Annotated in this window: 6 protein-coding genes; 4 read left to right on the top strand and 2 right to left on the bottom strand. The window is 57.2% G+C overall.

Features of this window, described 5'->3' with window-relative positions:
- Nucleotides 1-125: 125 nt before the first annotated feature.
- Both ACN0WV_RS03825 and ACN0WV_RS03820 read right to left on the bottom strand, forming a co-directional pair.
- The gene (locus ACN0WV_RS03825) at nucleotides 126-1538 is read right to left on the bottom strand and encodes a nidogen-like domain-containing protein (protein WP_417603924.1); all 1413 of its coding nucleotides are present in this window, start codon (nucleotides 1536-1538) and stop codon (nucleotides 126-128) included.
- Between the two features lie 207 nt (nucleotides 1539-1745).
- On the bottom strand, nucleotides 1746-5843 hold the full coding sequence (locus ACN0WV_RS03820; RefSeq protein ID WP_417603923.1) for a beta strand repeat-containing protein: 4098 nt from the start codon (nucleotides 5841-5843) through the stop codon (nucleotides 1746-1748).
- Between the two features lie 360 nt (nucleotides 5844-6203).
- Here ACN0WV_RS03820 and ACN0WV_RS03815 point away from each other — a divergent pair, with 360 nt between their 5' ends.
- The 4 genes from ACN0WV_RS03815 to ACN0WV_RS03800 are packed head-to-tail and all read left to right on the top strand — an operon-like array spanning nucleotide 6204 to nucleotide 12894.
- Entirely contained in the window at nucleotides 6204-7307 is a 1104-nt protein-coding gene (locus ACN0WV_RS03815) for a DegT/DnrJ/EryC1/StrS family aminotransferase (protein ID WP_417603921.1), read from the top strand.
- On the top strand, nucleotides 7304-8284 hold the full coding sequence (locus ACN0WV_RS03810) for an NAD-dependent epimerase/dehydratase family protein (protein ID WP_417603919.1): 981 nt from the start codon (nucleotides 7304-7306) through the stop codon (nucleotides 8282-8284). The genes ACN0WV_RS03815 and ACN0WV_RS03810 overlap by 4 nt, the downstream gene beginning before the upstream one ends.
- A gap of 55 nt (nucleotides 8285-8339) precedes the next feature.
- Complete coding sequence (locus ACN0WV_RS03805) at nucleotides 8340-9164, top strand: sulfotransferase family 2 domain-containing protein (RefSeq protein ID WP_417603917.1); 825 nt, start codon at nucleotides 8340-8342, stop codon at nucleotides 9162-9164.
- A gap of 16 nt (nucleotides 9165-9180) precedes the next feature.
- Nucleotides 9181-12894: a glycosyltransferase family protein gene (locus tag ACN0WV_RS03800; protein WP_417603916.1), complete on the top strand. Its 3714-nt coding sequence runs from the start codon at nucleotides 9181-9183 to the stop codon at nucleotides 12892-12894.
- Nucleotides 12895-12948: the final 54 nt, after the last annotated feature.

Genomic DNA, 12948 nt, shown 5'->3' with positions numbered 1-12948 from the left:
CGTGGAAGGAACTTGAGGCTCTGGTCAATACTTAGCAACAACGTCGCGAAAGCAGCTGTTGGCAGGCCATATTATAGGGGCAGCTTTTTACGCGCTTAGGATGCAATATTCCAAAGGGCGATCGTTCACAGGAACAGTTCGTATTCCTGCCCGGTCATGAACAAGGTCACACTGCTTTGCGTTCCGCCATCAATCAGGGCCCAAAGAATCTGGCCGGTCGGGCGATAGACAACAAATGCTTCGGGTACACCGTCCTCACCGGCACCGGGTGTTTCGCCGACATTCACCCGGAACAACAGCGGCGACCTGTTCTTTAAGCCAAAAACCAGTATGTCGCCCTCCGCCTGAGAGTAATCGCGGATCCAGTCGCAGCGATGCTCCGTGGCTCCACCATGGTAGAAACGATCGGCACCGGCATTCCCTCTGAGCCGATCATAGCCTACGCCGCCATTGATGAAGTCGTCGCCTGCGCCACCGTACAGATAGTCAGATAATGCGCCCCCGGTTAAAGTATCGTTGCCGTCTTGCCCCATCAGCGTGTCAATGCCGTAGCTACCCCTGAGATCGTCATCGCCATTTCCACCGTAGACGAGATCATTGCCATAGCCTGCTTCTACCAGATCATTGCCGTCTCCTCCGAAAACCACGTCGTGAAGATCGGCAGAGGTGTCACCGGCGAAAATGAAATCATCTCCGCCACCACCAACCAGCGTGTCCGACCCGTCACCGCCGTACAGATAGTCGGACCCGTCTTCACCAAACAGCACGTCATCCCCACCCAGCGCGGTCAGCTTGTCATCAAACTCTGTGCCTTCCAAAACATCGTCCTGACCTGTTCCGGTTCGCTCGATCCCATCAACGGTTCCCAGGTCAGTCACTTTGCCGTCTCGCATTTCATAGACCCAAAGCCCGCGAACACCGGTGTTGCCCACGGTATCCGGCAGGTCCATCAACGCGGCGCTGCTGCCAAAAGGCGACAGCCACTGTGGTTTCGTAAAATTTCGCGCCGCGAGAAGCGCTCGGCCGCCATCATCATAAGTGCCGGTTCCCTGCGTCCACTCGATCCTTTCATAACGCATCGCCAGATCGAAATCGCCGCCGCCTCTGTCAAAAAGCTGTACTTGGAACAGGTTTGTCTGATCTGCATTCCTTCGGTAAGCACCAACATCGGCCCAAGTGATCGTCACCACATCACGAACTGCATCCAGATCGATCCATATGCTGCCGCTTTCAGTGCCTTCGCCGTCAATCCGTGTGTCCACATCCGACCAAAGCGGGGCAATCAGATTCCGAGCGACGCTGCGATTGCCGACGTCAGGATAAGACGCGAATGGGGTCCCAAAGGAAAGTGTGCCATTCGTGTTCACAAACAGACCCCAAACGCCGTACCGCGTTCCGAAATAATTGAACCCGTCGGGGAACACACTCGACAAGTCCAACCGCAGCGCCAAGTCATCACCGCGCTGCATTTCCATTTCCCCAAACCCGGCGGAGCCACCAAGCCCACGCACGACCTTACCGCTTCCAAATACCGGCATTTTCGCACCCTCAATCCAGACCTGCCCGCAAGATGAGTGCCGAGTATTAGCCTAGAGTGAATCAGCCATCTTCAAATGCTTGGCTTTTAGCTAAACTTCGGAATGGTCACTTGAGAAACCGATCGTACCAATCAGCTCACGCGTGACGCTTGACATGAAAAAGGCGCGGTCCCCCGCGCCCTTTTCAGTATTGATGCCCAACTCGGGTCAGAGCACAAAGTCGCCTGCAACCAGCGACGTCACGCCGTTCAGCTGGATGCTGAAATCGACATTCGTGTCGCCGTCAGTGTCGCCCTGCACCCAGGTCGTGGATCCGAAGGTGACCCAGTTCAACTGGCCAGCGATACCGCTGAACGCGCCGTTCCCGATATAGGTAAACGCCTGGTTTCCGCCAGCCGTGGTGTTGGCGTCGATGCCCGCAAGATTCAGTTCGTCAACACCGCTGACGAAGTCCTGAATGATGTCGCGAGTGGCGATCGTTGACTGGTTGGAATTCGTATAGATGAACACGTCAGCCTGCGTTCCACCGTAAAGCATGTCCGCTCCGGTGCCGCCATTGAGCCGGTCGGAACCTGCGCCACCGTAGATCGAGTCGTCACCGGCCCCACCAGCAAGGTTGTCATTGTCGTTACCGCCGCCAAGCAAGTCATTGCCGTAATCACCAAGCACGGTATCGTCGCCGTCACCGCCAAGTACGGTATCGTTCCAACTCCCGCCATTCAGGTAATCGTCGCCGCCCGCGCCGTCGATATTGTCGGCACCGGCATAGCCTTGAATGACGTTGGCATTGCCGTCGCCGTCCAGGTTGTCACCATTCGAAGACCCCAGAAGATTTTCGAAATTAGTGACATAATCCGTGCCCTGACTTGCGCTGACAAACTGGAACGCGCCTTGATTTGCGAGGCTGAAGTTAACGGCATCGGACGAGAAGTAGTAGTTCAGGAAGTCATTATTGCCTGCGCCACCATCCATCGTGTCGTTGCCACCACCACCGTAGATCCGGTCCTCGCCATCGCCTGCGGCGAAATAGTTTGCGGCATTGTTGCCGAACAACCGGTCATCGTGATTAGAACCGATCACACCTTCAATACCGAAGATCGTATCCGTTCCCTGGTTTGTCGAAATGAACTGAGCCGTGGTCACGGCCAAGCGCACCTGCACCCCGTCCGACGAGGTGCCGTAATGGGCCAAGTCAAATCCGTCCCCACCAGCCAATGTGTCGTTGCCAGTGCCACCAAGCAGGGTGTCGTTGTTGGCACCGCCGTAGACACCGTCATTGGCCGCACCGCCCTCAAGCCAGTCATTGCCGCCCTGACCGGACACCGTGTCGTTGCCACCCGACCCAAGGATCGAATCGTCGCCCAGACCGCCGTAAAGCTGATCCATGCCATTACCGCCGAACAGCGAGTCATTGCCGCCGCCAGCGTTCATGGTGTCATTGCCACCATAGCCATAGATCATGTTGGCGTTGTTATCGCCGGTCAGATTGTCCCCGTAGGTAGCACTGCCGAGCAGGTTCTCGATACCCGATAGAGTGTCAGTGCCGGAGGCTCCGGTAAACTGTGCTCCAAGATTTGCAAGGCTGACCGTGACGGCACCATCGGCGTTATAGTAGCTGGCCGCGTCGATGCCACTATCGCCGACGATCAGGTCATTGCCTTCGCCGCCTGCCAACGTATCCTCACCGATGCCACCGCGCAGCGTGTCGTTGTCATCGCCACCGTAAAGCGCGTCATCACCGTTTCCGCCGAGCAACGAGTCGTTGCCCTCTTGACCATTCAATACGTCATTATCGTTACCACCGCTCATGGTGTCGTCACCAAACCCACCAAACTGCGTATCGTCGCCAGTATACGAAACGATCGAGTCGTCACCGTACGACCCTGTAAGCGTCACGTCACTCGAAGTGCCGCTTTCGATGATGTAAAGTCGATCATCGTTGAGGAGTTGCCAGTCTTGGAACGTGAAGCCGGACGCATCAAAACCGCTCGTGCCGTTGGTGTAGATGACAAGCCAGTCGTCCCCGCCGCCGTTCGAACCGTCAATCCGAAGCGTGGTGCTAAGCCCGGCGGCCGAAAATTGATCGGCGTTGACGCGAACCTGTTGAATGTTCGTGCTATCGAAATTGCCAAACTCCACCTCTTCAATCGACACCAAACTGTCATCATAGAGCTGAAGAACGCCCAACCCTTGCCAATCCAAAGTGTCCGTGCCCGCGCCGCCGTCAAAGACGTTGGCACCGCTGACATCCGCAACGGCCGAGACGATCAGACGATCGTCGCCTAGGCCACCTTCCAGCGTATCCACGCCGGCAAGCCCGGTAAGCACATCGTTGCCTGCAAGGCCGATGATGTGGTTGGCACCGGCAGAGCCGGTCAGATTGTCGCCCGACGCGGAAATATTGGTCCCGGTGACGTTCTCGAAACCGCTAATCGTGTCGGGCCCCGAAATGGTGTTGGCCCCCAGATTGACGGTGACGCCGCTCGCGTAGCCGTCACTGGCAAGGTAGAGCGTGTCGGTGCCAGCCCCGCCGTTCATGGAATCAGCACCGGTGCCGCCGAGAATGGTGTCATCCCCACTGCCACCGTTCAGCGTGTCATCGCCAGAGCCGCCCCAAATCGAATCCTGGCCCGTGGTGCCGGTGATGTTCTCGTTCGACGGGTCGCCATAGATATAGGTGTAGTCCTGCGCGCCCTGATCCTGAATGATCACCCCGGACAGGTCGAGCGTGGTCATCGTCGACATATTAACGAAGAGGCGCTCAAACGTGTTGCTGTCGGAATCGAAATCGAACCTGCCGAACTGCGTAATCTGGGTGTCGTAGAAATACGCGTATCGGCTGATCGTCGGGTTCGACGCGGTGACAAATTCCAGTTCTTCGAAGTTCTGGACCGTCTCGCCGCGGAAGTCCCAAGTGCCGGACACGGCCTCAAGCACCAGTGCATCGGCCCCGGCACCTCCGTCAAACAGGACCGCCGGGTTCACCTCGGCTGGGCTGACGATTATGCGATCGTTTCCGCCATGCCCCAAAACGTACAGGGTGTCTGCCGTCGTGGTGATGGTGTTCGCTTCTTGCGTTCCAACCTGATAGCCATTGGCATCTGCGGGATCATTTGTCTCGTTGCTGTCGCGCGGATCCCAGATCGCGGTGAAAACATCATCGGCGCTGCCGTTGGAGAATTCCGCGGTCCAGGTGATCTGCACCCGGCCATCTTCCAGCCCGACGGCGGCGAGGTGGTCAAGGGTGGTACCGCCAAAGTTCTCGACGTCGAATTCAACACCGATCCGCGCGCCGGTATTGGAATAGCGTTGGCCGTGCAGGTCGAAGGTTTCGTCGTCAGACCAGAACACGACAAAACCATTGTCGCCCACCGCCGCGATGGCCGTGTTTTCCTGGTTGCCGGCGACGCTGGTGGCCGGCGTAAAGGCACCGGTGACGGGTGCCAATGTCGAGGTATAGATACGCGCGCGAACACCTGAATTGCTGCCACCGGACCCGTCGGTCGTCCAGCTGACCACAAGGTTGCCATTCGACAGCTCTGTCACATGGGTGTCACGCGCCGTGGCCAGCCCACTATCGACCAACACGGTAGAAATAGGTGCCCCGGAAGCGGAGCGGGTTTGCAGGTAGACCTGATCGTTGCCCGGATCGACATCGACATAACTGACCGCATAGCGGCTGCTTTGCTCCAGCGCGGCGATCTCGACCCCGGTCACGCCTTCGCCGCTGCCGGTCGCCAGGTTCGCGACAACGTATTCAGTGCCCAAAGCGCCGGTGGACGGGTTGTAGGTGCGCCCCATGATGTCACCATTGGTCGTGTTCAGCCAGGTCACCATGGAATTGGTGGCCGACAGAGAGGCAATCTGCGGCGTCAACTGGAACTCGTTGTTGGTGTTGTTGTGCACGGTGGTACCGCGCACATAGCCGCCGGTGGCGTTGTAGGTTTCGGCGATGATATCGTAGTTGAAGACGACTGGCGGCCCACCGATGACTTCGGCATCGAGATAGGTGATGACGAAACCGCCACCGTCGATTGCCGTGATCGAGGGACTGCCTTCATTGTCGGCGTTGCGAAGCGTGTTGACGCGAAATTCGCCGCCGACCTCATTGCCCAGCGGGTCGAATATCTGGCCAACAATGTCGGTCCCGTTCGGCGAGCCGGCACCGGCATCGTCGCCGGTCGTCCAGGTGATCAGAACGTTTCCGTTGCTTAGCTGCGTAATGTCGCTGTCGTAATACTGATCGGTCGTGGAGCCATTGTTGACCTGAAACTCGGAGAGCCATTCAAGTGGAGTGGTGACCATAATCTGGTTCCTTTCAAAGTTGCGCCGCCCTTAAGTCAGGGCCTCAAAAAAATTACTGCCCAAAATGAGCCGAGCGCGAAATTTTGTTAAAAAACTGGCCCGATCCGGACAGCATCTATTCTGACAGAATGCTACACCACATAGGCAACCGATCACAGTAATGAATTGCTTACCTTCCGACTTGCCGCCCTCTTAGCCACGGCTCTCGGCCAGCACTGTGCCTATGGTTGTGGTGCAAAGTCCTTGATGCTCTTTTGCGGGCGCTCTCAGACAGCAGAATATCGCGTTGCAAAGATGGCTCAACCTGCGATAACGCGACCACACTGGGACGTAATCAACTATCTACGCTGCGAGGCCGCCTTGAAAAACATCAAGTTTAATGAGCTGAAGGGCCAACATGCGTATTTTGGCCAAAGCATAGAGGACGCCGTAAAACGGGTTCTGGAGTCGGGCTGGTATATCCTGGGCCCAGAGCTGGAAGGGTTTGAGCAAGATTTTGCCAAATTCAACGGCAACAAACACGCGATCGGCGTGGCCAACGGTACGGACGCGATAGAGATTGCCCTGAATGCGCTTGGAATCGGTCAGGGGGATGAGGTCATCACCGTCGCGCATACGGCCATCGCATCGGCGGTCGGCGTGTGTCAGTCAGGTGCCACACCGGTCTTCGCCGATATCGATCCCGAGACATACCTCATCGATCCTGCACATGTCGAAAGCCTGGTGACCCCGCGCACGCGCGCGATCATGCCGGTGCATCTGTACGGCCATCCAGTTGATCTGGCCGCGATGAAGGCGATCTGCACCAAGCACGGGCTGGCGCTGGTCGAGGATTGCAGCCAGGCCCATGGTGCTCTGTTCGATGGGCGCAAAGTCGGAACGCATGGCGATGTCGCGGTATTCAGCCTGTATCCAACCAAGAACCTTGGCGCTTATGGCGATGCGGGCGTGATCACCACGGACGATAGCGATCTGGCGGACAAGTGCATCAAGACCCGCAACTACGGGCAGCGTGCTACATACTATTCGGTGATGATGGGCCGCAACAGCCGGATGGACGAGATCCAGGCCGCAATCCTGCGCGAAAAGGTCAAGCGTCTGGATGACATGACGGAATATCGTCAGCGCATCGGTGCCAGCTACAAGACCAATATCAACGGTTTGGCCCTGCCCGTCACGAGTGACAATTGCAGCCACGTCTACCACCTGTTTGTTGTCCGCTCCGAGCGCCGCGATTGGTTGAAGGAACAGATGGCAGAACGCGGCGTCGGCACGCTGGTGCATTACCCGCTGCCGGTTCACATGCAGGAAAGCTTTGAATTCCTCGGCCTTAAGAAAGGCGACCTGCCCGAGACCGAGCGCGCCGCCAATCAGGTCCTGTCGCTGCCCCTGCACTTCTCGCTAGACGATGATGACATCAAATATGTGGCCGATATGGTGAACGAGGTCGTTGCAAGCTCATGAGTAACTGGGACGGCAAAAAAGCGCTCGTCACGGGCGGGCTTGGCTTCACGGGAAGCAATCTTGTACACGGGCTGGTCAATGCAGGCGTGCAGGTCACGGCAGTCGATAACATGCTGCCTGACTATGGTGCCAACCTGTTCAACCTCAAGGGCATTGAAAACAAGGTCGAGGTTCACAAAACCTCTGTCACCAATGCCGAAGCGATGAACCAACTGGTGCAGGGGCAGGATTTCGTCTTCCACCTTGCCGGGCAGGTCGACCATATTCTCAGCCAGACCAACCCTTTTATCGACATCGACTTCAACGTCGTCGGCACCACCGTGGTGCTGGAGGCCGTGCGCAAGTTCAACCCCGAAGCCCGTTTCGTCTATACCGGGACGCGCGGGCAATACGGCTCGGTCACCGATCTGCCAGTGACCGAGGATGCGCCGACCAATCCCAAGGGCGTGTACGAGCTGACCAATCTGACGGCGGAAAAGCTGGCGTCGATCTACAATGACAATTACGGCGTGAAGTCGATCATGCTGCGGATCTCGAACCTGTACGGCGAACGGGCGCAGATGAAACATCCGCGCTACGGCGTGGTGAACTGGTTCGTGCGCCAGATCATCGACGGCGATACCGTCAAGATTTTCGGCCCCTCGATCCTGCGCGACTTCCTCTATGTCGGCGATTGCGTGGACGCGATCATGCAATGCGCCCAGACCGAAGCCGCATATGGCGAGGCGTTCAACCTTGGCGGCGACAGGCCGTTCAGCTTTGGCCAGCTTGCCGACACGATCGTCGAAGCCGGTGGGACTGGTCGCTGGGAACCTGCCGAATTCTCGAAAGAGCGCAAGATCCAGGAACCCGGCGACTTCTACCCCAGCCTTGAAAAGATCAAGCGGATCTCCGGCTGGGCACCGCAGACAACCCTGTTGGATGGGCTCAGCCGTACCTTTGATTATTACCGAGAAAACAAGAGCCACTACTGGTAAGCGCTGCGTAGCAGGCCGCAGTTGGCACGAGAAAATACGAGGAAACATTCCGCCAATGTCACAGAACCGCAACCTGTTCCTGCACCCCCCGTTGCCGATGATCAATGGCACCAAGCGCTATGCCATCATCTGGACACCGAAGGTTGCCAGCAACATCGTTCTGACGTGGTATTTGCGCGACATTGGCCTGCTTTACGCTGCGAACTTCTACAGCGAGTGGTCGCACAGGTTTCGCGGCGACGTATTGGTCAAATCGCAAACATACAAAGCGTGGCTCGCCGACGCCGCTGCCAACTACCTAGAGTATAAATACGTCAAGGTGATGCGCGATCCGTTCCGGCGGTCTGTCAGCTCTTATCGTCATGCGCTGCGCTTCGATGACACTCGGGTGCAGGTGGAACAGAAGATGGGCATCGACGCGTCGGAAGGGTTTTCCTACAACACGTTCCTGAACTTTCTCAGCCAATTGGATATTCGCAACTGCGATATTCATTTCCGCCAGCAACACCACCCCGTCGAGGATGTGGTCGGACGTGAACGCATTGACTACATCCTGCTGGACGCGATGGAAGGCGAGCTGATCGAGCACCTGGATCAGCGTCTTGGTGATGCGGGAAATGCCGACACGTCGGCAGATGAAGATGCAGAACTAAAGGCCCGCGTGGCGCATAATCTTACCCATATCAGCGCGCTGCATCACGCCAGCTATGACGGCGACGCGTTTGATGGCGAAAACTATGCTGACCACAAGTTCGCCTGCATCGACCACAAGGAATTTCCGGGTTTCGAGAAATTTGTCACGCCCCAAACTGAACAACTGGTACGACAAATCTATGCGGCGGACTTCGCCGACATGGAACATGTGCTGAGCAAAAGCTGACGGCGGACCGGCCCCAATGGCACCGAATTTGAAAGAACAGCGCGACCTGCTTTACCTGGCCGCGCTATACGAGCGTTACGGCCATGACGACGCAGCCGCGCGATGTATCGCCCGCGCGATGCGGACGATGACGCCCGATCCTGAATACGTCGAGGGCGATCAGGTCAACCGGCTGGCAAGTTTCGGCGATCAGCTGTGTCGCCGCCTGTCCAAACGTGACGCCTACATCCTGCCCGAGCAGCGTCCGGACGACAAAACAGTGATGTTGCTTGCCACGCAACTTTACCCGACCGGCGGGCACACCGCACTTGTCTCCAATTTCGTGCGCGCCAATGGGGACCGGCGTGTGATCATTCTGGTGACCCAGTTCGACGGCGGCGAAACTGACTTGAATACAGTCAACTGGAAATATCCCGGCCTGACGGACAGCAACGTCGAGGTGATCCTTCTGGATCCGGCGAAAACCCTGCCAGAAGCCATCGGCGATGTGCTTTGGGTCGCCAGGGAGAATCGTCCGTCAGAAATTCACCTGTTCAACCATCCGCATGACGTGGCAGCCGTAACAGCCGTCGCCGCGATCAACCGGGGACGCAAAGAACCCAAAAAAACAATACTCAAGCGCATGCAGCGGCGCACTTCTCCGGATGTATTTTTCTACCACCACGCAGACATTCGGCCAACTTTGGGGCTTGCTCAACCCGGCTGCATCTACCTCGCGCATAAACGTTCGATGGTGGATGATTTCGCGCTGCCGGGGTCGCGCGGCAAACATTACATACCGCTGTCTCCTGCGACATTTACCCACGAGATGCCCGCGCTGACCGCCGTGCAGGAAACCGCGCTTGCGGATGCCGGGTTCATTTCTGTCTCGATCGGCAACAGGATAAAGTTCTTCCCGCCGTTCAGCTATCCGGTGAAGTACAAGGAAATCGTCAGCCAGTTGCTGTTGCGCGATGACTCTGTGCATGTGCATATCGGCGATCTTTACCCTGCCGATCTGATTGCGATACGCGAAGAGTTGCGCCGCCACACAATCGACGAAGATCGCTTCCTGCACATCGCATTCTATCCTTCTCTGGCAACTTTCCTGAAAAAATACGCCGCCGACCTGTTTGTCTGTACCTTTCCGATTGGGGGCGGCATGTCCCTGATCGAGGCACTGTCCCACGGTATCGCCGTCGCGGCGCATAACCAGCCCTTCGAAGCTTTCAGTGAACTGGTCTATTGCCCGCCCGGCGTCATGATCTGGGATACGCCCGACGAATTGGGGCAGCTTGTTGCCAATCTGGACGAAACGCGGCTGAAAATGTTTCGGAACCAGGCGAAAGAACACTTCGCCAAAGAGTTTGGCTACGATGTGTTCAGGACGGCCTTGGCCAATGCGGTCAAAGCCGACCATCACAGCCCTGACATCCCATCCGATCCGGACCACAAGCTGCAACAAACGGAAGTGGACTGGCTTGTAAATCTGGTCAAGCGCAGTTGTTCGCCCAAGTTCCACAAGCAGGACATCAAGGCAACTCTGACCACAATCACCCAAGAGGCGCACGTTCCGGGTGACAATCTCTCGGTGTATTTTGACGACGATTTCTATCGTTTGTTCGTGCTGGAAGACGATAGTTACTGGAACGCGCCGTTGCTGCATTACCTGCGGGTCGGGCATATGCGTGGATTGCAGCCTCATCCGCTTCTGGAACCAGACTGGCTTGCCGACAGCGGCACCCCGCCCGAAGGCACCGACCTTCTGACATGGTATGCACAGCGCAATCACGCAGACCCTGCACATACACATCCACTTTTTGACGGTGCGCGCTATTTCGAAAGCTCGCCGGATGTGCGCGATGCCGCGATTGATCCGCTGCGTCACTATCTTGAATATGGCTATGCCGAGTTTCTAGGTAGCCGCATTTACTGCACGCTGATTGACCGTGCCTTGTTTTCTCACAATTGCGGCCAGACGCTGACCCAGGTGCCCGACCTGCTGTATTATCTTTATTCGCCTGACGCTGCCCAAAAGACGCATACCGCCTTTGATCCCAATTTTTATCGGCATATCGCGCGCCCTCCCGCCAACGCCAAAGCGTTGTTGCACTACTACCGGCACGGCATGTCCGAAGGTCTGGATTTTCATGCGATGGTGTCCAATGACTTCCTGTCGCGGCAACACGGGTTCCGCATAAATTCGTCCGCGGCGCTGAACATGTTCTTCCATGAATGGAAGACCATGGGCGAGCATATCAATCCGCATCCGCTTTTCGATACCGCGTTTGTACTTCAGCAATATCCGCATTTATGGCAGGAACCATTGCACCCGCTCACCTACTATCTGGCCGGCCGTGGCGGCGACCAGCCGCGCAGCGACTTTGTCGCCTCTGCCATCAAGACCCGCGCCCAATGGGAAACTGAAGGCCGCTCGACAATGGAATCCTTCGCCCGCGACGGCTTTCAGCACCGGTTGCGTCTGCCGGACGCCCATCCGCTGCGCGACGCGGTAGAATTGCAACTGTCCCGCGCGATCAGCGAAGGCGACAGTGCGATGGCGGATGCGATCACCGGCGCACACACGCGATTTCCATTTGCGAAAGGCGCAACGAAGCATTTTGCCAATACCCTTCTGACCCGCTGGAGAACATACACCCCCGCACCCTCCCGGATCTATCCATCAAAGATCCCAGCGGCACCGCAGCCTGCGTTTTTCGACAAGCCCCGGTCTTTGGGCTGGGCATATTTTGCGACCCACACGACTCGCAACCAAAGCCAGCCAATCCATATCCATGAGATGAACAAAGTGGCCGTTGTCGGCGGTTATCCTGGCGTGATTGATCTTGAGACCAACGAAATCCTGCTGCCCCAGGCCCCCAACCAAAGCCAAAAGACCCCGTGGCCCGAAGATCTGATTGGCGTGGAAGCTCAAGGCGACTGCGTTCGGTGGTCTTATGCGGATGTCGGGACCGAGACGATTTCCCATGGCGTGCTCTTGCGTACGGCAAATGAGCCGCAGGGCAACTGGGCGATTGATGTGATCGGGTCCTTGATGGCCCTGCTTGAGACCGGCCTGCCCCCGCGCGCGCGCCTTCTGGTTGATGAGACCATGGATTCGCGTTGCATCGAAGTGCTGCGCAGGCTGTGCGATAACCGTATCACGATCCTTCGGCGTGGGCATGTCACCAACGTCACGCGCTTGACCATCGTCACCCCGCCTGTTGCCTATGTAAACGCGCCTGACAAGGGCAAGGGGGAAGAAACCGACAGCTTCCTGAACATGGATGCACTGCAAGCCGCCCGCAACGTCCTGCAAGCGACCTATATAAACCGGCCGCAATCCAAGCGCCCGTCTGATCTCGTTCTCAGCAAAAGCGGTGTACCGAGCTGGATCACCAACTGGCACGACGTGAGCACGCTTTTCGGGGCGTCCGGGTTCGACACGGAAACCCTTGCCCATCGCAGCATTGCCGATACCGCGCAGTTGATCGGGGATGCGCGCACGCTTGTCATCTGTGAAGCCGAACTAGCCGGACCGGCCCTGATGCTGGCGCGGCCGGGGACCCGAATTTACCTGATCAGCAATCTTGACGACTCGCAGGACCATAACAGTTGGCACAACATCGCCACCCTGTTCGGGCTGGATCTGCAATGGATCCCATGCGCAACGCTTATCAACCCCACCAGCGGTACTGCGACCCTGCCACCTATCCTTTACAAGGCTGTCATCAACCACCGGTTTAGCTAAGCCTTGCCAGAGCCGAACCATATACGTCTGTTTTTCTGTGTGTTTACCAGCGGA

It is taken from the genome of Primorskyibacter flagellatus, assembly GCF_048268605.1.
GTDB lineage: Bacteria > Pseudomonadota > Alphaproteobacteria > Rhodobacterales > Rhodobacteraceae > Primorskyibacter > Primorskyibacter flagellatus.
This window is presented reverse-complemented; position numbering and strand designations above follow the sequence as displayed.